Source organism: Streptomyces sp. NPDC033216 (genome assembly GCF_055577115.1).
In genome coordinates this window covers 58813-81356 of sequence record NZ_JBVIQK010000010.1, presented here as the reverse complement: position 1 = coordinate 81356, position 22544 = coordinate 58813, and the positions used below count along the sequence as shown (strand labels likewise).

The window sequence follows — 22544 nt, the reverse complement described above, 5'->3', positions numbered from 1 at the left end:
TCAGTCCTTCACCGCTCCGCCGAGGCCGGAGACAAGTCGTCGCTGTACGAGTACGAAGAACACCAGCACCGGAATCGTCATCACCGTCGAACCGGCCATCACCCCGCCCCAGTCGGGATCGTCGGGCTTGTAGAACACCAGCAGCGCCATCGGCAGGGTCGACTGCGAAGTGTCACTGATGATGAAGGACTTGGCGAAGAGGAAGTCGTTCCAGGCGGAGATGAAGGAAAACACGCTCGTGGCCACCAGGCCCGGCAGCACGAGCGGGAAAAGGATCTGCCACAGGAATCGCGCACGGCTCGCCCCGTCGAGGTACGCGGCCTCCTCCAGCGCCTCGGGAACGCCTTTCACGAAGCCCCTCAGCATCCAGATCGCGAACGGCAGCGAGAAGGCGATGTGGGGCAGGATCAGCGCGCCCAGGGTGTTCAGCTGACCGGCGTCCCGCATGACGAAGAACAAGGGGATCGTGAGGGCTTCCACCGGCACCGTCTGGGCCACCAGGAACATGATCAACAGGGTGGTCCGGAAGCGGAACCGGAATCGTGTGACGGCGGTCGCGGCGAGAAACGCGACGGCCGCCGAGACGATCACCACCGTGACCGCGACGACGAGACTGTTGAGGAAGTAACGGCCGAATTCCTGTTGCCCGAAGACGCGGCGGAAGGAATCCAGGGACGGGGAAAGGGTCCAGGGACGGGGTTCGCTCGACTCGATCTCACCGGCCGGTTTGAAGGCGCCGAGCACCATCCAGTACAGCGGGAACGCGACGACGGCCGTGACCAGCAGCGCGCAGGCGTCGGCGGCGGCCCGCCACGGGTGCCGCACGACTCCTCCCGGACACCGTGGAAGTCTCATGTCTCCTCCCCCTGGCGGCGCAGCAGCCACAGGTGGCCGAGGGTGACGGTGAGCAGGATGAGCAGCATCACGACGCCGATCGCCGCGCCGAGCCCGTACTGCGAGGACGCGAACGCCTCCTGGTACGCGTAGACGTTCAGGACGAGGTTCTGGCCGGCGATGCCGCCGCCGTTGGTCATGACGTAGATCTGCGTGAAGACCTTGAAGTCCCAGATCACCGACTGGACGGTGACGACCACCAGGATCGGCCGGAGCATCGGCGCGAGGACCGACCGCCAGGTGCGCCACTGCGAGGCGCCGTCCAGGGCGGCCGCCTCCAGCACCTCGGACGGTACGGCGCGGATGCCCGCGTACACCGTCACCATCACGAACGGGAAGGAGCACCACACCACTTCCAGCAGGACCAGGAGGAAGGCGCTGAGACGGCCGTACGTCCAGGAGTGGTCGCCCAGTCGCAGGACGCGGTTGACGGGTCCGAAGTCGGGGTCGAACAGGAACAGCCAGACCGTCGAGCCGGTGACCGCGGGGGTGGCCCAGGCGCCCAGCGCGGCCAGCATCAGCGCGAGCCGCGGCACGGCACGCACGCGCGTGAGGAGCACGGCGAGCGCGCAGCCCACGGCGAGGGTGGACAGCACACAGCCCGCCGCGAAGACGACCGTCGCGAACAGCACCTGCCAGAACCGGTCGTCGGCGAAGAGGTCGGCATAGTTGCCGAAACCCCGGAAGACGGTCGGTTCCCCACCGCTGACCTGTGCCTGGGTGTAACGGAAGAGGGAGATCAGGCCGAGCTGGTAGATCGGATAGCCCAGCAGCCCGGCGAGGACGACGAGAGCGGGGGCGAGGTAGAGCCAGGGGGTCCAGGCACCGCGGGTCCGCCTGCGGGGGGCCGGGGCCGTGAGGGGCGCGGGGCGCTTCTCCACGGCCGCCGTGCCGTGCGCGACCATCGGCTCAGCCCACGCTGCCGAAGGCGGCGTCCATCTTCTCGGCCGCCTCCCCCGAGGCGGCCGCCACGTCCTTCCGGCCGCTGACGACCTCCTGGAACATGGTCGGCAGGACCAGTTGGGAGTCGATCCGTGACCAGGCGGGCGAGGACGGCACGAACCTGGTGCCCGCCGCCAGGGTCTCCACGAACGGCTTCACGTACGGCTTGCGCTCCGCCGCCGCGTCACGGACGTCCGTGTAGGTCGGCAGGAAGCCCATCGCGTCGAACAGCCGCGCCTGCGTCCGCTTGGAGGCGAGCGCCTGCGTCAGCTGCACGGCGAGGGTGCGGTGGGAGGTGCTCCTGAGGACGCCGAGGTTGTTGCCGCCCGCGAAGGCCGGCGCGATCGAGCCGGCCCGGACGCCGGGCAGCGGCACGACGGCGTACTCGCCCTTCACCTTGCCGGCCTCGACGGCGGTGTGGCTGAAGTCGCCGCCGATCGCCATGCCCGCCCTGCCCGCGGCGAAGGCGGTGATCGTGTCGTTGCCGCCCATGCCCGCGCACTTGGCGGCGGGGCAGTTGTCGTCGCCGAACAGCGCGGTGTACGCCGTGATGCCCTTCTGCGCGGCGGCGCTGTCGATGGCGGAGGCGTACGAGCCGTCCTTGCCGGTGGCGAGGTCACCGCCGTTGGCCCAGACGAAGGGCAGCGCGCCGTAGGTGTAGGCGCCGCCGACGACGAGGCCGTACAGCTCGGGCTTCGCGGCGCGGATCGTACGGGCCGTGGAAGCGAGTTCGGCCATGCTCCTCGGGACGGCGAGGCCGAGTTCCCCGAAGACGTCGGTGCGGTAGTAGAGGGCGCGGACGCCGACGTAGAGGGGGGCGCCGTAGATCTTCCCGTCGACGGTGACGGACCGGCGGGCGGTGGGGTCGGTGTTCTTCGTCTCGGCCCAGGAGGTGAACTCCTCGGTGACGTCGAGGAGTCCGCCGTCCTTCACGTAGCCGGCGGTGTCGGTGTTGCCGTACTCCATCACGTCGGGCGCGGACCCGGGGTCGTTGAAGGCGGACTTGACGCGCTGGGCGCGGGTTTCGACCGGGATGTACTCCACCTCGACGTCCGTGGCGGCGTGGGTCTTCTCGAAGCCGGCGACGACGGAGTCGACGACCTTCCGCTTGGGATCGTTGCCGACCTCCTGGAAGAGCCACACGCGCAGTGTGCCGCTCTTGTCGTCCTTGGCGGAGGAGGGGTTGGCGGAGGTCTGTGGGGCGCAGGCGGCGGTGACCAGGGCGGTCAGCACTGCGGCGATGCGGACGGACGGCTTCATGGAGCGTTCCTCCGAGGCGTTGCAACATGCGCAATGACGGTTTCGCTGTGCACAACACTCGGGAGGCTAGGGACTCGGTGAACACCACCACAAGAGGTCTCCACCACTCTGTGACCAGTCGACGCATCCCTTGCAACGCGGCACGGCCCGCAAACGGCACAGAGGCCCCCAAGGTGCGCCAAAGCGCACCCTGGGGGCCTCCGGGAAAGTCAGCCGGCCGCCGGACTACCGGCTACTTGTCGCCCTTGCCCTTGTCGTCGTCGCCGCCGGACCCCATGGACTCGTAGATCTCCTTGCACATGGGACACACCGGGTACTTCTTCGGGTCGCGACCGGGCACCCACACCTTGCCGCAGAGCGCCACGACGGGAGTCCCGTCGAGCGCGCTCGCCATGATCTTGTCCTTCTGGACGTAGTGCGCGAAGCGCTCGTGGTCACCGTCGCCGTGCGACACCTGCGGCGTCGGCTCTACGAGGGTCCCCGTTCCGGTGCCGCGCTCGGGCTCAAGAGTGCTCATACGGCCAAGGGTACTGAAGGTCACACGCGTCAGTTGAGCGAAGGGTCGTCCGGGTACGTCGCCACCATCGCCAGTTCGTTGCGCTGACGGCGCAGGACCTCGCGCCAGAGGGTCTCCGGGGAGGGTGAGGACACGTCGCCGGGCTCGGACTCCACCACGTACCAGGCGCCCTCCACCAGCTCGTCCTCCAGCTGGCCGGGACCCCAGCCGGCGTACCCGGCGAAGATCCGCAGGGAGCCGAGGGCCGAGGCGAGCAGCTCCGGCGGGGCCTCCAGGTCGACGAGGCCGATCGCGCCGTGCACCCGCCGCCAGCCGAGCGGCGTGCCGTCGACGGCGGTGCCACCGGGGATCACGGCGACGCCGAGCGCCGAGTCGAGGGAGACCGGGCCGCCCTGGAAGACGACACCCGGCTCACCGGTGAGGTCCGCCCAGTCCTCCAGGATGTCGCCGACACCCACCGGCGTCGGGCGGTTGAGGACGACACCGAGCGAGCCCTCCTCGTCGTGGTCGAGGAGGAGCACCACCGCGCGGTCGAAGTTCGGGTCCGCCAGGGCGGGGGTTGCCACGAGCAGCCGCCCTGTGAGCGAGGACACCTCGGTCATGCCAGACATGATCCCCCATCTTCCCCGCGCGTGGGGAGGCGACCGGGGCATACGGAGTGAGGGCAGGCCGGGCGCACGGATGCGGTCCGGGCGCACGAGGACGCCGGCCGGCCCACGGTGACGCCATGTACCCGACAGGAAACGGTTCGTGTTGTGACACAGCCATGACGACCCTGAGCCGCCCTCGGGCTTACGGGACGGGGGTCCACGGCGATTACTCTGTCCTCTCCGGCCCTGCCCCACTCCACGGAACGCGAGATACATGACCGTCAACGGCTCAGACGACGTCCTGCTTGTCCACGGCGGAACCCCGCTTCAGGGCGAGATCCGTGTCCGCGGTGCGAAGAACCTCGTACCCAAGGCCATGGTCGCCGCCCTGTTGGGCAGCGAGCCGAGCCGACTGCGCAACGTTCCGGACATCCGTGACGTGCGGGTCGTACGCGGCCTGCTGCAACTGCACGGGGTGACGGTCCGTCCGGGTGAGGAGCCGGGTGAGCTGGTGCTCGACCCGACCTACGTCGAGAGCGCCAACGTCGCCGACATCGACGCGCACGCCGGTTCCAGCCGGATCCCGATCCTGTTCTGCGGCCCGCTGCTGCACCGCCTCGGACACGCCTTCATCCCGGGCCTGGGCGGCTGCGACATCGGCGGCCGGCCCATCGACTTCCACTTCGACGTGCTGCGGCAGTTCGGCGCGAAGATCGAGAAGCGGGCGGACGGCCAGTACCTGGAGGCCCCGCAGCGGCTGCGCGGCACGAAGATCGTGCTGCCGTACCCGTCCGTCGGCGCGACCGAGCAGGTCCTGCTGACGGCCGTCCTCGCCGAGGGCGTCACGGAACTCGCGAACGCGGCCGTCGAGCCGGAGATCGAGGACCTGATCTGCGTCCTACAGAAGATGGGCGCCATCATCGCGATGGACACCGACCGCACGATCCGCATCACCGGTGTGGACAAACTCGGCGGCTACGACCACCGCGCCCTGTCGGACCGTCTGGAGGCCGCCTCCTGGGCGTCCGCGGCGCTGGCGACCGAGGGCGACATCTACGTCCGCGGCGCCCAGCAGCGCTCGATGATGACCTTCCTGAACACCTACCGCAAGGTGGGCGGCGCCTTCCGGATCGACGACGAGGGCATCCGCTTCTGGCACCCCGGCGGCCAGTTGAAGTCGATCGCCCTGGAGACCGACGTCCACCCGGGCTTCCAGACCGACTGGCAGCAGCCGCTGGTCGTCGCCCTCACCCAGGCCACGGGCCTGTCCATCGTCCACGAGACGGTCTACGAGTCGCGGCTGGGCTTCACGTCCGCGCTCAACCAGATGGGCGCCCACATCCAGCTGTACCGCGAGTGCCTGGGCGGTTCCGACTGCCGCTTCGGCCAGCGCAACTTCCTGCACTCCGCGGTCGTGTCCGGCCCGACCAAGCTCCAGGGCGCCGACCTGGTCATCCCCGACCTGCGCGGCGGCTTCTCGTACCTGATCGCCGCCCTCGCGGCCCAGGGCACGTCCCGCGTCCACGGGATCGATCTGATCAACCGCGGCTACGAGAACTTCATGGACAAGCTGATGGAGCTGGGCGCGAAGGTGGAGCTGCCGGGCAAGGCACTCGGATAGCGGCTCCCGCGCGAGATACGCCGATGGGGCGGCGACCCGGTACCGGGTCGCCGCCCCATCGGCGTATCTCGACGCGTCCGAAGGAGCGCGGGGAACTGCGTGCCGCACAGACGGCCCGCAGTCACCCCACGGCGCTCTCAGCGGAGCGTCACTTGCCCTTGGCGGCTTCCTTGAGCTTGCTGCCCGCGGAGACCTTCACGCTGTAACCGGCCGGGATCTGGATCGGGTCGCCGGTCTGCGGGTTGCGGGCGGTGCGAGCGGCACGGTGGGTGCGCTCGAAGGTCAGGAAGCCGGGGATGGTGACCTTCTCGTCGCCCTTGGAGACGATGTCGCCGACGACCTCGGCGAACGCGGCCAGCACGGCGTCGGCGTCCTTGCGGGTCACCTCGGCGCGGTCGGCCAGCGCGGCCACCAGCTCACTGCGGTTCATGTTCTTACTCCCGTGTTCTTCTTGCCGTTGAGGCGTGCCACGCGGCGGAGCCGCATGTTGGGCACAGCGAAGCCGATGCTGCCAGGGTCCTCGGAAAGTCCCCGGACCGGGTCCCATGTCAGACCCTCGCGCCCAGAGACGCATCCTGCCCCCACCTGCGGCGGGAAAGCCAATCCGGCACCCGCAGGAGTCGTGAGAACACCCTTGGGAGTCACACGAAAGCGCCACTGACTAGCCGCCTACCATAGATGGCGGTCATGCGTACCGGGTTCCACGACGCGCCGGTTTCATGGCACGTCGTGGCGATCCTCACAGCCCCCCGCGGACGGCGGGTTCTCAGACGGTGGCCCCGGCGGCCTTCGCGGCCTCCCGCACGGCCCCGGCCACCGCGCCGGCGACCTTGTCGTTGAAGACGCTCGGAATGATGTAGTTCGCGTTCAGCTCGTCCTCGGTCACCACGTCGGCGAGGGCCTTCGCGGCAGCGAGCATCATCTCCGTGTTGACGGTGCGGGACTGGGCGTCCAGCAGGCCGCGGAACACACCCGGGAAGACCAGCACGTTGTTGATCTGGTTCGGGAAATCGGAGCGGCCGGTGGCCACGACGGCGGCCGTCTGACGGGCGACGGCCGGGTCCACCTCGGGGTCGGGGTTCGCGAGCGCGAACACGATCGCGTCGTCGGCCATGGCGGCCACGTCGTCGCCGTCCAGGACGTTGGGGGCGGAGACGCCGATGAAGACGTCCGCGTCGCGCACGGCCTCCTTCAGCGTGCCGGTGAGGCCCTCGGGGTTGGTGTTGTCGGCGATCCAGCGCAGCGCCGAGCCGGGGGCCGCGTCGACGAGGTCCTCGCGGCCCGCGTGCACGACGCCGTGGATGTCGGCGACGACGGCGTTCTTCACGCCGGCCGCGATCAGCAGCTTGAGGATGGCCGTACCGGCCGCGCCCGCGCCGGACATGACGACGCGGATGTTCTCGATGGCCTTGCCCGCGACCCGCAGGGCGTTGGTGAGGGCGGCGAGGACGACGATCGCCGTGCCGTGCTGGTCGTCGTGGAAGACGGGGATGTCGAGGGCCTCGCGCAGCCGGGCCTCGATCTCGAAGCAGCGGGGGGCGGAGATGTCCTCCAGGTTGATGCCGGCGAAGCCCGGGGCGATGGCCTTGACGATCTCGACGATCGCGTCGGTGTCCTGGGTGTCCAGGCAGATCGGCCAGGCGTCGATGCCGGCGAACCGCTTGAAGAGGGCGGCCTTGCCCTCCATGACCGGCAGGGCGGCCATCGGGCCGATGTTGCCGAGGCCCAGCACGGCCGAGCCGTCCGTCACGACCGCAACGGAGTTGCGCTTGATGGTGAGGCGGCGGGCGTCCTCGGGGTTCTCGGCGATCGCCATGCAGACGCGGGCCACGCCCGGCGTGTAGATCATCGAGAGGTCGTCGCGGTTGCGGATCGGGTGCTTCGACGCCATCTCGATCTTGCCGCCGAGGTGCATCAGGAACGTACGGTCCGAGACCTTGCCCAGGGTGACGCCCTCGATACCGCGGAGCTGCTCGACGATCTCGTCGGCGTGCGCGGTGGACGTGGCCGCGATCGTGACGTCGATGCGGAGCTTCTCGTGGCCGGAAGCCGTGACGTCGAGGCCGGTCACCGAGCCTCCGTGGGACTCGACGGCCCCGGTGAGCTGGGAGACCGCGGTTCCGCTCGCGGGCACCTCCAGCCGGACCGTCATCGAGTAGGAGACGCTGGGCGCCGTTGCCATGGCCGACTTCCTCTGCTTTCACCTGTGACGCTGGATGCCGTCCGATCGTCGCACCTACTGCTGGGTAGGCGTTAGCCACCCCTGGGTTGCGAACGTTGAGTTCACAGCGAGAGAGGCCCACGTCACACGGACGTGGGCCTCTCTCGTCTGTCTATGACACCGGCCCGCCATGCTCGCCTCGCGGCAAGTGGTCGCTCGTAGCGACGAAGGTTGGGCCCGGGGGCTTGGATCGAGCCGGTGTCACACCCAGGCTAACAAACGGATCCCCAAAGACCATTCCCGTGCGCGTACTTCCCGGGAATCAGTCCCTCAGCAGATCGGGCACCCCGTCCCCGTCGGGTTCGTCGCGGTCCGCCGAGACGACCGTGAGCTGCTGGGTCGCCCTGGTCAGGGCCACGTACAGCACGCGCAGGCCGGCCGGGGACTCGTCGGCGATCTCTGCCGGGGAGACGACCACCGTCGCGTCGTACTCCAGGCCCTTGGCCTCCAGGCTGCCGAGGGCCACCACACGGCCGCCGAGTCCGGCGAGCCAGCGCCGGGCCTCCTCGCGCCGGTTCATGGCCACGACGACGCCGACGGTGCCGTCGACCCGCTCCAGGAGACGTTCGGCCTCCGCCCGCACGGTGGTGCCCAGGGTGTCCTCCACCGCCCTGAAACGCGGTACGACTCCCGTCGACCGCACCGCCGACGGGGACTCGGCACCGGGCATCGCCAGCGCCAGCACCTTCGCGGCCAGCTCGGCGATCTCCGCCGGGTTGCGGTAGTTCACGGTGAGCTGGAAGCGGCGGCGCGGGCGGCTGCCGAGGGCCTCGTCGCGGGCCTGGGCGGCCTCGTCGGGGTCGGACCACGAGGACTGGGCCGGGTCGCCGACGACCGTCCAGGTGGCGTGCCGGCCGCGGCGGCCCACCATGCGCCACTGCATCGGCGTGAGGTCCTGAGCCTCGTCGACGATGACGTGCGCGTACTCGGTGCGCTCCTGGGCGAGGCGCTCGGCCCGCTCGCGCTGCGATTCCTCACGCACCGGCATCAGCTCCTCCAGGCCGGTGAGCTGGTCCAGCGGGTCGAGTTCGCGTCTTCTGCGGGGGCGGGCCGGGGCGCCGAGGATCGCTTGCAGCTCGTCGAGCATCGCGATGTCGTGCACCGAGTGGCCCTCTCGCCTCAGCGAACGGGCGACCTTGCGGACCTCGCCGGGGTTGAGGATCCGACGGGCCCAGCGGCCGAGCCGGCGTTCGTCGGCCATGGCGGCGAGGACGGACGTCGGGGTCAGCTCGGGCCACCAGGCGTCGAGGAACGCGATGAAGGAGTCCTCACCCGTCACGTCCTCGTCGAAGGAGGAGCGCAGCTCGGCGGCCAGTTCGGGGTCGCTGTGCCGGCCTGACGCGCCGGAGCGCTCCCACAGGGCGTCCAGGAGGAGCTTGCGGGCGCGCGGGCGCAGCAGGTTGACCGGCGCGGTGCCGCTGAGGGCGCTCTGCCGGATGGCGTCGAGATCCCCCGCCTCCAGTTCGAGACGCCGCCCGAAGGCGACGACGCGCAGCCGGTCGGGCGTACCGGCGGGAGTCCGCGGACGGGCCTCGGCGTCGTCGTCCTCCCCGAACGCGAGCTGCCCGGCCGGGGCGCCGTCGCCCGGCCGCCCCACTTCGAGCGCCCCGCGCGCCGCCTTCCGCAGCACCTTCAGCATGCGGTACGACCCCTTGGCGCGGGCGACCGCCGGGGAGTCGTACAGGGTGGCCTCCAGGCCGTCGACGAGGGAGCCGATGGCGCGGATCGCGACCTGGCCCTCCTCGCCGAGGGAGGGCAGGACGCCCTCGGTGTACGCCACCAGCAGCGGGGTCGGGGAGACGATCAGGATGCCGCCCGCGTACCGGCGGCGGTCCTGGTAGAGGAGGTACGCGGCCCGGTGCAGGGCGACGGCGGTCTTGCCGGTGCCCGGCCCGCCCTCGACGTAGGTGACGGAGGCGGCGGGGGCACGGATGACCATGTCCTGCTCGGCCTGGATGGACGCGACGATGTCACGCATGGTGTGGCTGCGGGCCTGGCCGAGGGCTGCCATGAGGGCGCCGTCGCCGATGACGGGCAGTTCCCGGCCGTCGAGGCGGGCCGTGAGCTGCGGGCGCATCAGGTCGTCCTCGACGCCGAGGACCCGGCGCCCCTTGGACCGGATGACCCGGCGGCGTACCACCCGGCCGGGGTCGACCGGCGTGGACCGGTAGAACGGCGCGGCTGCCGGGGCGCGCCAGTCGATGACGAGCGGGGCGTAGTCCTCGTCGAGGACCCCGATGCGTCCGATGTGGAGTGTCTCGGCGATGTCGGCGGTGTTGTCGTCGCGGATCGCGCCGTCCGCGGGTTCCACGGCGGTGTAGGCGCCGTCGGGGCCCTTCCTGCCGTCCTTGCCGGGGAGCAGGTCGATCCGGCCGAAGAGGAAGTCCTCGAACTCGTTGTTGAGGCGGTTGAGGTGGACCCCCGCCCGGAACACCTGCGCGTCCCGCTCGGCCAGGGCGCCGGGCGTGCCGACCTGGCCGCGGCGGGCCGCGTCGTGCATGAGGAACTCGGCCTCGTGGATCTTCTCCTCGAGGCGCCGGTACACCCGGTCCAGGTGTTCTTGCTCGACGCTGATCTCACGGTCACGAACTGAGTCCTGAACCGAGTCGACCGCGGATTCCTGCTGAGCCTGAGCGGCCACCGGGCCCCCTTCTGACGTGCTGGGCAGCCGTCAACCGTACGCGAAGGGGGACCCCGGAGGCTACGGCGCGTCGACCTCGACGAGCTTCTTTCCGTCGAAGGTCATGACCTCGAAGTGATCGATCTCGTTCGGGGTGAACGCGGCGCCGCCCTGGACGTAGAGCGGGTTCTTGGCCTGCTCGGTCTTGGCGTTGGGCAGGCCATAACCCCATTCCGGGACGGACCACGACGAAATGGTCTCCCGTTCGCCGTTCTTGCCGACGGCGATGAGCGAGCACTTGTTGGGGCCCGCCACGTTCTTCAGCTCGACCACGGCCTCGGTGCCCCAGGCCTTCTCGCCCATGGCGACGGTCGCGGTGACCTTGGTGCCCGGGTCGGTGCCCGTGACCTTGTCGGAGAGCGTCTCGAAGGCCGACTTCGCGGGGCTCACACCCGCCTCGATGCCGGTGCCGCCACTGTCGTCGCCGCCGCCGGCCGCCACGGCCACCAGCGGGCCGCCGATGATCAGCGCGACACCGGCCGCGATCATGTACATGCTGCGCCGACGCTTCTGGGCGCGGCGGTCGGAGACCTCCACGACGAGCTTCTCGACCAGTCGCGGGCCCGGTTTCGCGGACAGGGACTCACCGATCGCGGGGGTCCCGGCGCCGGGCAGGTCCGCGAGCGCGGCCAGCATCGGCTCCATCCCGGCCAGTTCGTCGAGCTGCTGCGCGCACCACTCGCACCCGGCGAGATGCGCCTCGAAAGCGGTTGCCTCGGCGTCGTCGAGAATCCCCAGGGCATAGGCGCCCACGGTCTCGTGTTCGCTCGGGCTCGGAGATCCCTGCATAGATCCCTGCATGGGGCCAGACATACCCGAACCACCCGTTCCGAATCCCCCGTAAACACTCATCACGCCGTCACCCCCCGCTCCTCGAGAGCCAGCTTCATCGACCGCAGGGCGTAGAAGACCCGTGAGCGCACGGTGCCGCTGGGTATGCCCAGCGTCTCGGCCGCCTCGTTGACGGTACGCCCCTTGAAATACGTCTCGACGAGCACCTCCCGGTGGGCCGGGGTCAGGTCGTCGAGAGCGTCTGACAGCGTCATCAGCCACAGCGCCTTGTCGATCTCGTCCTCCGCGGGGATGACCTCCAGCGGCGACGGGTCGACCTCCTGCGGCCGGGCCTGCCGGCTGCGGTGGCCGTCGATGACGATGCGACGCGCGACCGTCACCAGCCAGGGGCGTACCGATCCGGTCGCCCGGTTGAGCTGACCGGCGTTCTTCCAGGCTCGGATGAGTGTCTCCTGCACGACGTCCTCCGCGCGCTGCCGGTCGCCGGCAACCAGTCGCAGGACATACGCGAGGAGAGGTCCGGCATGCTCCCGATACAGAGCACGCATCAGCTCCTCATCGGGTTCCGAGGGCTGGGACATGCGATGTCGGGCCCTCGATCCACGTTCATTGGCCACGGCCGCATCCTTGCGCACGCCCACCTCCGGTGTCCGGGGGTTCCCCCGAGTCGGTCGCTCCCCCACCGGTACGGACGCGGCCCCACGCGTGTTCAAACCGGAGTGACAGATTTCTGTGAGTTGACATGACAAGGGGAACATCGGGGCACATTCCCGCCCCTCTTTCTTTACATTTCCCCCACAGGCGAGAAGTCGGGAAGCGCTTCCCGGTGACGGGCGAAGGTAAACGGCGTGTAATCGAAATCACTTCGACGGCACGGTCACGAACACCCCATAGCGGACAGCCCACTTGCCTCGCTGCGGCGCTCAGGCACGCGCGAGCGCCGCGCGCCGGCGGTGCCGGGCGACTCGTTCGCGGTTCCCGCAGACCTCGCTGGAGCACCAGCGCCGACGCCGCCCGCGGGACGTGTCGACGTACACGATCGGGCAGTTGTCCCCCGCGCACTGCCGCAGGGCCGCTCGCGCGACGGGGTCGGTGAGCAACTCCACCGCGTCCCGCGCGACCACCGCGAGCAGCGCCGCGCACTCCGGGCCCCCCTCCAGCTCCCGCACGAGCCCACCGTCCTGCGCTCGTACGGCACGGGGGACCGGGGGCGCGGCACGTGCGACGGCGTTGACGTGCGCGAGGGCGGGACCGTACACCGGCCGCGTCTCGCCGGCGAGCCATCCGGACACCAACTGGCGGACACTGCCGCGCAGTTCCCGGAAGGCGGGCGGCCAGGAGGGACCGGCGTGGGGCAGCGGGGTGCCAGGAGGCACGAGACCGGACCCGGCGATCCAGGCGCACAACGGCGGGAGCGCGTCGAGCCGTTCGAGGGGGTGGGCGGTGGCGAGGAGGTCCAGGCAGATCCGCCCGGCGTCGAAGCGGAGGTCGTAGCTGGGAGTGCCCGTGCCCAGTGCCATGTGCCTGTCACCGCCGAGGAGAGGCTGCTTGGGGAAGCGTCACCTTTCACAGTGCGGGGCGGGGGCGGGTCGCCGGAAGACCCCGGACGGGGGTGTGTCTTTCGGCCCGTCAGACGGTCCTTCCCGCGCGCCGGGGAGAAGCTCCCGGCCTGCAACCGGCACAGGGGCCGGAACATCGAAGCGTCCGGGGTCCCTCACGGCACGGGAGCGGACTCCCGGCCCGTCGGGGGTCTCCGTCCCGGCAAGGGAGCGGGCCCCCGGCCGGCCCAGGGAACACCCGGCACAGGGACGGAACATCAAACCGTCCGGGGTACCTACCGGCACCGGAGCGGACCCCCGGCCCGTCGGGGGTCCTCCCGGCACCGGAGCGGACCCCCGCTCCGCCCAGGGAACCACCCGGCACAGGGGCCGGAACATCAGCCCGTCCCCTGTTCCTCCGTGACGCCGGGGTCGGAGGTGTCAGCCCGTCCGGGAGTCCTTCTCCCGCCAGGGGAGTTCGTGGCCGAGGCCGTTCAGGCCGCAAGCGGGGGTCCGGGGGAGGCAGCCTCCGCGTCGGTCACACTGCGCACCTCACGCGTCCGCGTACTTCGCGTCGGCCGCGGGGTCCAGCGCCAGCCGGTACCCCCGTTTCACCACGGTCTGGATCAGCTTGGGCGCCCCCAGAGCGGTCCGCAGCCGGGCCATCGCCGTCTCCACGGCATGCTCGTCCTTCCCCGTCCCGGGCAGCGCCCGCAGCAGGTCGGCGCGCGGCACGACCCAGCCCGGCCGCCGTGCCAGCGCCCGCAGCAGGGACATCCCGGCCGGCGGTACGGGCTTGAGGCAGCCGTCGACCAGCACGGCATGACCCCGGATCTCGACCCGGTGCCCGGCGACGGGCAGCGCGCGGGCCCGGCCCGGCAGTTCCCTGCACAGCAGTTGCACGAGCGGCCCGAGCCGGAACCGCTCGGGAGAGACGGTGTCCACCCCGCGCTCCTGAAGGGGCAGCGCGGTGACGGGGCCGACACAGGCCGGCAGCACGTCGTGGTGCAGGGCGGTGAGCAGCTCGGGCAGCAGGCCCCGCTCCTCGGCGCGGGACAGCAGGGAGGCGGCGGCGGGCGCGCTGGTGAAGGTGACCGCGTCCAGTCCGCGCGAGACGGCGGCGTCCAGCAGCCGGTCGACCGGCGAGATGTCCTCCGGCGGCATCCACCGGTACACGGGCACGCCCACCACCTCCGCTCCCCCGACCCGCAGTGCCTCCACGAAGCCGGGCAGCGGTTCGCCGTGCAGCTGGACGGCGATGCGGCGGCCCTCGACGCCCTCCCCGAGCAGCCGGTCGAGGACCTCGGCCATCGACTCGCTGGACGGCGACCACTTCTCGGTGAGCCCCGCGGCGCGGATCGCGCCCTTGACCTTCGGCCCGCGGGCGAGCAGTTCGACACCGCCGAGGCGGGCGATCAGCTGTTCGCCGAGCCCCCAGCCGTCGGCGGCCTCCACCCAGCCGCGGAAGCCGATGGCGGTGGTGGCCACCACGACGTCGGGCGCCTGGTCGAGGAGGTTTTTGGTTGCGGCGAGGAGTTCGCCGTCGTCGGCGAGCGGCACGATCCGCAGAGCGGGCGCGTGCAGCACCGCCGCCCCGCGCCGCTGGAGCAGCGCCCCGAGCTCGTCGGCGCGGCGCGCGGCGGTCACCCCCACCGTGAAGCCGGCGAGGAGCCCGTGCTGTTCGGCGCCCCGGCCGTCCGGGTCGTGGTCCGGTCGCTGCTGTTGCTGCTCGTACATCACTCTCGTCCCGCACTGGAGTCGTATGGACCTACATGCCGAGCGAGCCTGCCAAGGGTGCGTGACAGGCTCGGTTCGGCTTCGTGTCGCCAGTGTTACGTCACACCTCGGCGTAGCTGAGCTGCGACTTCGCCTCGGATGCGGTGCCGGAGGCGGTGATCCGACCGGCCGGGCGGCGAAGGTATACGGCCCAGGTGACCGCGAAGCACACGCCGTAGAAGGCGAGGAAGGCGATGAAGGCACCGGTGCCGGTGCCGTAGGAGAGGAAGGACTGCCGGAAGGCGAGGTTGATGCCGACGCCGCCCAGCGCGCCGACGGCTCCGATGAGTCCCATGGAAGCGCCGGAGAGCCGGCGTCCGTAGGCGGCCGCCTCCTCGCCCACGAGTCCCTTCGCGACGGCCTTCGTCTGGAAGATGCCGGGGATCATCTTGTACGTCGACCCGTTGCCGAGCCCGGTGAGGACGAACAGGACGACGAAGACGCAGACGAACAGCGGCAGCGACTTCTGCATGCTGGCGAAGACCAGGACGGCGGTGGCGGCGGCCATGCCCACGTAGTTGTAGAGGGTGATGCGGGCCCCGCCGTAGCGGTCGGCGAGCCAGCCGCCGACGGGGCGGATGAGGGAGCCGAGGAGCGGGCCGACGAAGGTGAGATAGGCGGCCTGGAGCGGCGTACGCCCGAACTGGTTGGTGAGGACCTGCCCGAAGGCGAAGGAGTACCCGATGAACGACCCGAACGTCCCGACGTAGAGGAAGGCCATGATCCAGGTGTGGCGGTCCTTCGCGGCGTCGATCGCGGCCCCGGTGTCGTTCCTCACGGACGCCAGGTTGTCCATGTACAGCGCTGCGAGGGTCGCGGCGACGAAGATCAGCGGGATGTAGATCCCGAGCAGCACGCGCGGCCCGCCGCCCGCGCCGATGACGGCGAGGGCGACCAGCTGGATCACCGGCACGCCGATGTTGCCGCCGCCTGCGTTGAGGCCGAGCGCCCAGCCCTTCTTACGGAGCGGGAAGAAGGCGTTGATGTTGGTCATCGAGGAGGCGAAGTTGCCGCCGCCGACGCCGGCCAGCAGGCCCACGAGGAGGAAGGTGCTGAACGACGTGCCCGGCTCCATCACCGTGAACGCGGCGGTCGCGGGGACGAGCAGCATGGCGGCGGAGATGATCGTCCAGTTCCGTCCGCCGAACACGGCGACGGCGAAGGTGTACGGCACCCGCACGACCGCGCCGACGAGGGTCACCACGGAGGTGAGCAGGAACTTGTCGGCGGGGGTGAGGCCGTACTCCGGGCCCATGAAGAGCACCAGCACCGACCACAGGGTCCAGATCGAGAAGCCGATGTGCTCGGAGAGGACGGAGAAGAGGAGGTTGCGCCGGGCGATCTTCTCGCCCTTGGCGTTCCAGAAGGCCTCGTTCTCCGGGTCCCACTCCTCGATCCAGCGGCTTCCCTTCTTCGAGGGGGCCGAGGCGGCATGCGGGTCGGTCGGGGGTGCGGGGGCTGTACCAGGGGCTGTCATGACGCCTCCACGTGCTCCGGGGCTCGGGGTGGTTCGGGGGGACGAGCGGTGATGAGTCCCGAAGGTAGGGAGGGCGCGTTTCCGGCCTGTGGCTGTGGGTGACCGGAAGGGAACGTTGCTCTCACCTCGCGCGCGGGCGGGATGAGAGGTCGGGCCCGGTGGGCTTCCGGCCGTACGTCGGCCGGATCCTCGGGCGTCGTCCCTCCGCCAGGTCCTCCCCAGGCCGAAACGGACGGCACAGCCCGCGTGAGCGGCCGGCCGGGCGGCAGCTGGGGCCATCAGGACGGTCGCGCCGTGCCCCCGGCGGACCGGGCGTTCGATGTCCCGTTCACGGGTACGCGCCGTCTCATTCCTGCACACCAGCCATGTCCATGGCTGGAATCCATCCCCCGGCGGGACGCTCCAGCCACCCCTCGGCACCCCCGATTTCGACCGCAGCCCGGCGCAGCACATCGAGCGCCGGATGGGCCGACCCCTTCCGCCAGACCAGCGACACGGGGGACAGCGGGACCGGGTCGACGAGCGGCCGCAGCACGGCTCCAGGCATGCCCGGAAAACCCACTACCGCGAGGATCGGGGAGGGCTCCTTGGCCATGATCCGCCGGAACTCCTCCTCCCCCACGGCGAGTGGGACGGGCGGCGCGATCTCGATGCCGCGCCCCTCGAACAGGAGTCGGGCCAGGTCGGTCCACTCCGGGGTCCGCGGATTCCCCGCGCCCGCGTAGACCCGCTCCCCGGCCAGCGCGGACAGCGGAACCTCCGCCGCCGACGCCAGCGGGTGCCCCTCGGGCAGCAGGACCGCCATCGGCTCGTAGCGCACGAGTTGGTGGTCCAACCGGGCCCTCAGCACCGGGTCCAGGCCCGCGTACCGGCCGAACGACGCGTCCAGCCGGCCCGCGACGATCTCCACGGCGGCACCGGTCAGACCGCTCTCGAAACGGGCCATCAGCTCGTGCTCGGGGGCGAGTTCCTGGGCCCGGTGCAGCACCCTGCGGCCGGTGGCCAGTCCCGGGGAGTTCAGGTCGACCAGCAGGGGGCGGGCCGGACCGAACGCGGCGAGCAGGTCGTCCAGCGCGCGGAGCACGTCGCGCGCGTGGGGCACCAGCCGCTCGCCGTCGGCGGTGAGCGTCACCTGCCGGGTGGTCCGCAGGAACAGTTCGGCGCCCAGCTCGCGCTCCAGCCGCCGTACGTCCCGGCTGAGGGCCTGCTGGGCGACGTAGAGGCGGGCCGCGGCGCGGGTGAAGTGGAGTTCCTCGGAGACGGCGAGGAAGGCACGCAGCAGGCGGGGATCGAGATGAGCGGGCATCGGGCGAACTTACAACGTGCGTGCGTGAATCCGCATCGAACAGGTGTTGGACCTCATGATCGTCCGCGGGCGACGGTGGAGGCATGCCGCAGCCGAACCCCTACCGCCGCCTCCTCGCCGTCCCCGGCGCCCGTGCCTTCACCGCCGGGAACCTCATGGCCCGCCTGCCCATGGGCATGTTCAGCGTGAGCGCGGTCGTGATGATCGCCGACACGCGCGGCTCGTACGCCCTCGCCGGTGCCGTCACCGCGACCGGGCTCGCCGCGACCGCGCTGGTCGCGCCCTGGATCGCGCGACTCGTCGACCGGTACGGGCAGGCCCGGATCGCCGTACCCGCCACGCTGTTCGCGCTGCTCGGCAGCCTCGCGCTGGTCCTGTGCGTGCGCGGGGGCGCCCCGGACTGGACCCTGTTCGCCGCGTACGCCGCCACCGCGACCACACCCAACACCGGCGGCATGTCCCGCGCCCGCTGGAGCCATCTTCTCCAGGGCGACCCGGCCGGCCTGCACACCGCGAACTCCTTCGAGCAGGCCGCCGACGAGCTGTGCTTCATGCTGGGCCCGGTCCTCGCCGCCTTCCTGTGCGGCACGTTCTTCCCGGAGGCCGGCACGCTGGCCGGGGCCGCGCTGCTGGTGACCGGGATCCTGGTGTTCACCGCCCAGCGCGCGACCGAGCCGCCGCCCCACCCCCGTACGGCGGCCGGACCGTCGCCGCTGCGCGCGCCCGGCGTCGTCCCGCTTCTCCTGTGCTGTCTGGCGCTGGGGGCGGTGTTCGGGGCGACGGAGGTCGTGACGATCGCCTTCGCGGACACGCGGGGGCACGCCGCCGCGGCCGGTGCGGTGCTCGCGCTCCAGGCGGCCGGATCGTGCGCGGCGGGGCTGGCGTTCGGGGCGGTGCGGTTGTCGGGCCCGGCCACGCGCCGGCATCCGTGGAGCGTGGCCGCGATGACCGTCCTGCTGACGCTGCCCCTGTTCGCGGCGGCGGTGGCCGGTTCGCTGCCGCTGCTGGCCGGCGCGCTGCTGGTGGCGGGGACGGCGACGGCACCGACGATGGTCACCACGATGGCGCTGGTCCAGGAGCGCACACCGCCGGGCCGCCTCAACGAGGGCATGACCCTGGCCGTGACGGGCCTGCTCGGCGGCATCGCCTGCGGCAGCGCGGCCGGCGGCTGGGTCACCGACCAGGTCTCCCCGCAGGCGGGCTACGGGATACCGGTGCTCGCGGCGGCGACGGCGCTGCTGATCTCCCTGGCGGCCGTCCGGCGGGGCGTACCGGAGACGACCGGCGCGGCCAGGGCCTCTCGTCCGGGGCGGGCCGGGCTCGCCTGACCCGGACGAGACACCCTGCGAGCCCGGGCCCGGCCGCATCCCGCGATCCCCGTCGACGCGCCCGAAGCAGGTCCACGACGACGCGGTGCGTGCACGCCCGGGCGACACCTTCGAGCGCACGCCGACGGTGCAGCCGTTGACGGGGAAGCCGGCCGGCGAGGAGGTGCGGAAGGCGACCCGCTGCCGGCCGGTCCGAGGAAGGGGGTGACACGGGCCCACGCGCCCGGCTCTCGTCCGACGGACAACAGAAAACCCCGCCTCCGTGAGGGGGCGGGGCTCTCTCTTCACATGGGGTGGTGGAGATGGCGGGAATCGAACCCGCGTCCAACGGTGCAGAATCAGGGCTTCTCCGTGTGCAGTTCGCTGTGATTTTCTCGGCCCCGGCGATCACGCGAACAAGTCGCCGACGGGCCCAGCCACTGTTTGGTTTCCCATCGAACCCCGTGGCCGGGCTCGATGGTTTAGTCCCCTAGATTATGCCAGGATCCGGGTCGGGAACACTCCCGGGCTGACACCCATTAAGGGTCCTTCACTCACTGCTTATTAGGCAGCGAGGGCGAAGGACTGGGAATCGCTCTTGGAATTGGCGATTATTTTTTGCGACATATGGTTTACGAGATCATTGCCGCTTCCTCGACACGCTTCCCCTGCTTCAACAGCCGCTGTCGAAACCGATCATCCCCATGTTGATTTTTCAACGCCCCCGAGGGGGCGGCACGTCCCCTCTGTGGAGGACTGTGGCCATCGTACGTGACCGACGCGGCACGATGCCAGTCCATTCCGTCGACCGGCCACCGGTCCGCTACTGGGCGCGCTGCTTCCGCTTCGCCGCCGCGATCGCGCGGTCCGACTCCCGCCGGTCCTGCTTCTCCCGCAGGGTCTGCCGCTTGTCGTACTCCTTCTTGCCTCGCGCCAGCGCGATCTCGGCCTTCGCGCGGCCGTCCTTGAAATACAGGACGAGCGGCACGATCGTGTGGCCCGTCTCCTCCGACTTCGACGCCAGCTTGTCGATCTCCTCACGGTGCAGCAGCAGCTTGCGCTTGCGGCGCGCGGAGTGGTTGGTCCAGCTGCCCTGGCTGTACTCCGGGATGTGGGCGTTGTGCAGCCACGCCTCGTTCCCGTCGATCTGCACGAAGCCGTCGGCGAGCGAGGCACGGCCCTGGCGCAGCGACTTCACCTCGGTGCCGGTGAGCACGAGACCGGCCTCGTAGACGTCGATGATCGCGTAGTCGTGCCGGGCCTTCTTGTTCTGCGCGACGATCTTGCGCTGGCCCTTGGTCTTCTCCGCGGCCGGTTTGCCCTGCTTCGGCTGGGACTCCTTGGGTACGTACATTGCCTTGTTCATAGTCGGGCCATTTTCGCACCTGCGGGGGCCTGGAGGGAAAGCCGATTACCAGGGACGTGGCCGGACGCTCACGAGGCGTCCCCGAGCCCGCTCAGCACGGTCCCGGCCCGCTCCAGCGCCTCCTCGTCCGCCTCCAGATCCGGGGTGACGCCGGTGCCGTCGACGGTCCGTCCCGACGGGGTGCGGTAGTGGCCGACGGTCAGCTCGGCGACCGAGCCGTCGGGCAGCCGGCTCGGCATCTGGACCGAGCCCTTGCCGAAGGTGCGGGAGCCGACGACGACCGCCCGGCCGCGGTCCCGCAGGGCACCGGTGAGCAGTTCGGCCGCGCTCATGGTGCCGCCGTCGACGAGGGCCACCAGGGGGCGCGTGGTGTCGCCGCCGGAGTCGGCGTGCAGGGCGCGCTGCTCGCCGTCGACGTCGTAGGTGGCGACGAGGCCGCCGTCGAGGAAGGCGGAGGCGGTGGCGACGGCCTCGGTGACCAGGCCCCCGGAGTTGCCGCGCAGGTCCAGGACGATCCCGGTGCCGTCCGGGGTGGAGTCGACGGCGGTGCGGACGGCGTCGCCGACGCCCTTGGTGAACGCGGTGATCCTGATGACGGTGACGCCCCCGGCGAGGGTGCGCACGGTGACAGAGTCGGTGGACAGGCGGGCCCGGCGCAGCGTCTCGGTCCACGCGCGTGTGCCGCGCTCCAGGCCGAGACGGACGGTGGTGCCGGCGGGCGCGTCCGTCGCGTCACCGCGCAGTAAGGAGACGACGTCGGTGACCGGACGTCCGTCGACGGCGCGTCCGTCGACGGCGCGCAGCCGGTCGCCCGCGCGGATCCCGGCGGCGGCCGCCGGCGACCCGGCCTGCACCTTGGTGACCTCGATCCGGCCGTTCCGCTCACGCCGCGCCTCCAGGCCCACGCCGGTGTACTGGCCGTCGAGGGACTCCGCGAACTCCTCGTACTCGCGCTCGGAGTACACCGCCGCCCAGCGGTCCCCGCTGCGGCTGACGGCGCGCTCGGCGGCCTCCAGGGGCGATTTTCCGTCGGCCATCGCCTCCTCGGCGGCCCTGGTCACGGCCTCGGGAGAGTTGGTGGGGCCGGTGGCGCGGGCCGTGCCGGACGCGGCCCCGCCGCCGTCGTCGGGCAGCGAGCCGGTCGCCGCGCCCGCGACGAGCACGCTCGCGAACACCAAGGTCAGGGCGGCCCCGCGGCCGAAGCGGCGGGACGAACTGAACGGGACGCGGCCTGACATGGCGGTGAGTCTAGGGGAACGCGTTGGGGCCGTACGGTCGCTTGACCGTACGACCCCCTTGGCATGCGTCACACCTTCAGGTACTTGCGCAGGGCGAAGAACGCAGCCAGCGCGGGCATCAGCAGGCTGGTGGCGAGGATGAGCGGAAGCTTGGTCAGCACCGCGTCCCAGCCGATGAAGTTGATCAGGTTCAGCTTCTCGGACAGGGCCAGGCCGTGGTCGATGATGAAGTACCGGGCGAGCACGAGGAATCCGCACGCGACTCCGCCACCGATGAGACCGGCGACCGCGGCCTCGGCGATGAACGGCGCCTGGATGTAGAAGCCCGAGGCGCCGACCAGGCGCATGATCCCGGTTTCACGCCGTCGGCTGAACGCCGAGACGCGCACGGTGTTGACGATCAGCATCAGCGCCACCACGAGCATCAGCGCCATCACCGCCCGCGCCGCCCAGTTCATGCCGTTGAGCAGCCCGAAGAGGTTGTCGAGGATGCCCTTCTGGTCCTGCACCGACTGCACGCCGTCCCGCCCGTCGAAGGCGGTCGCGATGACCTCGTACTTCTGCGGGTCCTTCAGCTTGATCCGGTACGACTCCTGCATCTGGTCCGGCGTGAGCGAACTGGCCAGCGGGGAGTCGCCGAACTGCTCCTTGTAGTGCTTGTAGGCGTCGTCCTGCGACTCGTACGTCACCGAGTCGACGACCGCCATCTTGCCGAGGTCGGACTTGATCTGCTTCTTCTGGTCCTCGGTCACCGCGCCCTTGGCGCAGTTGGGGTCCGACTCGGCATCACTCTTGTTGCAGAGGAAGATCGAGACGTTGACCTTGTCGTACCAGTAGCCCTTCATCGTGTTGACCTGGTCGCTCATCAGGAGCGACCCGCCGAACAGGGCGAGGGACAGGGCGACGGAGACGATGACGGCGAAGGTCATCGTCAGGTTGCGACGGAGACCGACACCGATCTCGGACAGTACGAACTGGGCGCGCATGGCGGGTTGTTCAAGCCTTTCCGTGGACGGTCG

Annotated in this window: 19 protein-coding genes and 1 other RNA gene; 2 read left to right on the top strand and 18 right to left on the bottom strand. The window is 70.8% G+C overall.

Annotated features, from left to right (window positions below):
• The 5 genes from ACZ5Y0_RS19900 to ACZ5Y0_RS19880 form a co-directional block, all read right to left on the bottom strand.
• Complete coding sequence (locus tag ACZ5Y0_RS19900; RefSeq protein ID WP_469129990.1) at positions 1 to 855, bottom strand: carbohydrate ABC transporter permease; 855 nt, start codon at positions 853 to 855, stop codon at positions 1 to 3.
• Positions 852 to 1799: a carbohydrate ABC transporter permease gene (locus ACZ5Y0_RS19895; protein ID WP_469129989.1), complete on the bottom strand. Its 948-nt coding sequence runs from the start codon at positions 1797 to 1799 to the stop codon at positions 852 to 854. Before ACZ5Y0_RS19895 ends, ACZ5Y0_RS19900 begins: the two co-directional genes overlap by 4 nt.
• A gap of 4 nt (positions 1800 to 1803) precedes the next feature.
• On the bottom strand, positions 1804 to 3096 hold the full coding sequence (locus ACZ5Y0_RS19890) for an extracellular solute-binding protein (RefSeq protein ID WP_469129988.1): 1293 nt from the start codon (positions 3094 to 3096) through the stop codon (positions 1804 to 1806).
• 232 nt (positions 3097 to 3328) lie between these two features.
• The gene (locus tag ACZ5Y0_RS19885; RefSeq protein WP_280881958.1) at positions 3329 to 3613 is read right to left on the bottom strand and encodes a DUF3039 domain-containing protein; all 285 of its coding nucleotides are present in this window, start codon (positions 3611 to 3613) and stop codon (positions 3329 to 3331) included.
• Between the two features lie 29 nt (positions 3614 to 3642).
• Positions 3643 to 4215, bottom strand: a complete 573-nt coding sequence (locus ACZ5Y0_RS19880) for a YqgE/AlgH family protein (protein ID WP_469129987.1) — start codon at positions 4213 to 4215, stop codon at positions 3643 to 3645.
• Positions 4216 to 4477: 262 nt separating this feature from the next.
• Between ACZ5Y0_RS19880 and murA the strand changes: the two genes are divergently transcribed.
• Positions 4478 to 5824 carry a UDP-N-acetylglucosamine 1-carboxyvinyltransferase gene (gene murA, locus ACZ5Y0_RS19875; RefSeq protein WP_363088558.1) on the top strand — a complete coding sequence of 449 codons (1347 nt, stop codon included), beginning with the start codon at positions 4478 to 4480 and terminating at the stop codon, positions 5822 to 5824.
• Positions 5825 to 5972: 148 nt separating this feature from the next.
• On the opposite strand, the gene ACZ5Y0_RS19870 is transcribed toward murA, so the two are convergent.
• The 9 genes from ACZ5Y0_RS19870 to ACZ5Y0_RS19830 form a co-directional block, all read right to left on the bottom strand.
• Complete coding sequence (locus tag ACZ5Y0_RS19870) at positions 5973 to 6254, bottom strand: HU family DNA-binding protein (protein WP_004000874.1); 282 nt, start codon at positions 6252 to 6254, stop codon at positions 5973 to 5975.
• Between the two features lie 336 nt (positions 6255 to 6590).
• Positions 6591 to 8006, bottom strand: coding sequence for an NAD-dependent malic enzyme (locus ACZ5Y0_RS19865; RefSeq protein ID WP_469129986.1), 1416 nt, complete (start codon positions 8004 to 8006; stop codon positions 6591 to 6593).
• 301 nt (positions 8007 to 8307) lie between these two features.
• Positions 8308 to 10686 (bottom strand): HelD family protein, encoded by a 2379-nt coding sequence (locus ACZ5Y0_RS19860; RefSeq protein WP_469129985.1) that lies wholly within the window; start codon positions 10684 to 10686, stop codon positions 8308 to 8310.
• Positions 10687 to 10746: 60 nt separating this feature from the next.
• Complete coding sequence (locus ACZ5Y0_RS19855; protein ID WP_469129984.1) at positions 10747 to 11577, bottom strand: anti-sigma factor family protein; 831 nt, start codon at positions 11575 to 11577, stop codon at positions 10747 to 10749.
• Positions 11577 to 12098, bottom strand: coding sequence for a sigma-70 family RNA polymerase sigma factor (locus tag ACZ5Y0_RS19850; RefSeq protein WP_010039908.1), 522 nt, complete (start codon positions 12096 to 12098; stop codon positions 11577 to 11579). Before ACZ5Y0_RS19850 ends, ACZ5Y0_RS19855 begins: the two co-directional genes overlap by 1 nt.
• A gap of 342 nt (positions 12099 to 12440) precedes the next feature.
• A complete protein-coding gene (locus ACZ5Y0_RS19845) occupies positions 12441 to 13037 on the bottom strand; it encodes a CGNR zinc finger domain-containing protein (RefSeq protein ID WP_469129983.1) in 597 nt (198 codons plus the stop codon).
• Positions 13038 to 13607: 570 nt separating this feature from the next.
• Positions 13608 to 14792, bottom strand: a complete 1185-nt coding sequence (locus ACZ5Y0_RS19840) for a uroporphyrinogen-III synthase (RefSeq protein WP_469129982.1) — start codon at positions 14790 to 14792, stop codon at positions 13608 to 13610.
• 100 nt (positions 14793 to 14892) lie between these two features.
• Positions 14893 to 16308: a nitrate/nitrite transporter gene (locus tag ACZ5Y0_RS19835; protein WP_469129981.1), complete on the bottom strand. Its 1416-nt coding sequence runs from the start codon at positions 16306 to 16308 to the stop codon at positions 14893 to 14895.
• Positions 16309 to 16654: 346 nt separating this feature from the next.
• Positions 16655 to 17614 carry a LysR family transcriptional regulator gene (locus ACZ5Y0_RS19830; protein ID WP_469129980.1) on the bottom strand — a complete coding sequence of 320 codons (960 nt, stop codon included), beginning with the start codon at positions 17612 to 17614 and terminating at the stop codon, positions 16655 to 16657.
• A gap of 83 nt (positions 17615 to 17697) precedes the next feature.
• Here ACZ5Y0_RS19830 and ACZ5Y0_RS19825 point away from each other — a divergent pair, with 83 nt between their 5' ends.
• Complete coding sequence (locus ACZ5Y0_RS19825; protein WP_469129979.1) at positions 17698 to 18942, top strand: MFS transporter; 1245 nt, start codon at positions 17698 to 17700, stop codon at positions 18940 to 18942.
• 294 nt (positions 18943 to 19236) lie between these two features.
• On the opposite strand, the gene ssrA is transcribed toward ACZ5Y0_RS19825, so the two are convergent.
• The 4 genes from ssrA to ftsX form a co-directional block, all read right to left on the bottom strand.
• Positions 19237 to 19625, bottom strand: a transfer-messenger RNA (tmRNA) gene (gene ssrA / locus ACZ5Y0_RS19820).
• Positions 19626 to 19744: 119 nt separating this feature from the next.
• The gene (smpB, locus tag ACZ5Y0_RS19815) at positions 19745 to 20287 is read right to left on the bottom strand and encodes an SsrA-binding protein SmpB (protein ID WP_469129978.1); all 543 of its coding nucleotides are present in this window, start codon (positions 20285 to 20287) and stop codon (positions 19745 to 19747) included.
• 68 nt (positions 20288 to 20355) lie between these two features.
• Positions 20356 to 21525 (bottom strand): S41 family peptidase, encoded by a 1170-nt coding sequence (locus tag ACZ5Y0_RS19810; RefSeq protein WP_469129977.1) that lies wholly within the window; start codon positions 21523 to 21525, stop codon positions 20356 to 20358.
• Positions 21526 to 21593: 68 nt separating this feature from the next.
• Positions 21594 to 22511, bottom strand: coding sequence for a permease-like cell division protein FtsX (gene ftsX / locus ACZ5Y0_RS19805; protein WP_469129976.1), 918 nt, complete (start codon positions 22509 to 22511; stop codon positions 21594 to 21596).
• Between the last annotated feature and the right edge of the window lie 33 nt (positions 22512 to 22544).

Bases quoted from the DNA above. Each gene is read 5' to 3' on its own strand.
- ACZ5Y0_RS19830 (WP_469129980.1), bottom strand. From the start codon at position 17,614: ATGCCCGCTCATCTCGATCCCCGCCTGCTGCGTGCCTTCCTCGCCGTC.
- ACZ5Y0_RS19845 (WP_469129983.1), bottom strand. From the start codon at position 13,037: ATGGCACTGGGCACGGGCACTCCCAGCTACGACCTCCGCTTCGACGCC.
- ACZ5Y0_RS19825 (WP_469129979.1), top strand. From the start codon at position 17,698: ATGCCGCAGCCGAACCCCTACCGCCGCCTCCTCGCCGTCCCCGGCGCC.
- ACZ5Y0_RS19865 (WP_469129986.1), bottom strand. From the start codon at position 8,006: ATGGCAACGGCGCCCAGCGTCTCCTACTCGATGACGGTCCGGCTGGAG.
- ACZ5Y0_RS19870 (WP_004000874.1), bottom strand. From the start codon at position 6,254: ATGAACCGCAGTGAGCTGGTGGCCGCGCTGGCCGACCGCGCCGAGGTG.
- ACZ5Y0_RS19840 (WP_469129982.1), bottom strand. From the start codon at position 14,792: ATGTACGAGCAGCAACAGCAGCGACCGGACCACGACCCGGACGGCCGG.
- ACZ5Y0_RS19895 (WP_469129989.1), bottom strand. From the start codon at position 1,799: ATGGTCGCGCACGGCACGGCGGCCGTGGAGAAGCGCCCCGCGCCCCTC.
- ACZ5Y0_RS19835 (WP_469129981.1), bottom strand. From the start codon at position 16,308: ATGACAGCCCCTGGTACAGCCCCCGCACCCCCGACCGACCCGCATGCC.
- murA (WP_363088558.1), top strand. From the start codon at position 4,478: ATGACCGTCAACGGCTCAGACGACGTCCTGCTTGTCCACGGCGGAACC.
- ACZ5Y0_RS19855 (WP_469129984.1), bottom strand. From the start codon at position 11,577: ATGAGTGTTTACGGGGGATTCGGAACGGGTGGTTCGGGTATGTCTGGC.
- ftsX (WP_469129976.1), bottom strand. From the start codon at position 22,511: ATGCGCGCCCAGTTCGTACTGTCCGAGATCGGTGTCGGTCTCCGTCGC.
- ACZ5Y0_RS19885 (WP_280881958.1), bottom strand. From the start codon at position 3,613: ATGAGCACTCTTGAGCCCGAGCGCGGCACCGGAACGGGGACCCTCGTA.
- smpB (WP_469129978.1), bottom strand. From the start codon at position 20,287: ATGAACAAGGCAATGTACGTACCCAAGGAGTCCCAGCCGAAGCAGGGC.
- ACZ5Y0_RS19810 (WP_469129977.1), bottom strand. From the start codon at position 21,525: ATGTCAGGCCGCGTCCCGTTCAGTTCGTCCCGCCGCTTCGGCCGCGGG.
- ACZ5Y0_RS19850 (WP_010039908.1), bottom strand. From the start codon at position 12,098: ATGTCCCAGCCCTCGGAACCCGATGAGGAGCTGATGCGTGCTCTGTAT.
- ACZ5Y0_RS19880 (WP_469129987.1), bottom strand. From the start codon at position 4,215: ATGACCGAGGTGTCCTCGCTCACAGGGCGGCTGCTCGTGGCAACCCCC.
- ACZ5Y0_RS19900 (WP_469129990.1), bottom strand. From the start codon at position 855: ATGAGACTTCCACGGTGTCCGGGAGGAGTCGTGCGGCACCCGTGGCGG.
- ACZ5Y0_RS19890 (WP_469129988.1), bottom strand. From the start codon at position 3,096: ATGAAGCCGTCCGTCCGCATCGCCGCAGTGCTGACCGCCCTGGTCACC.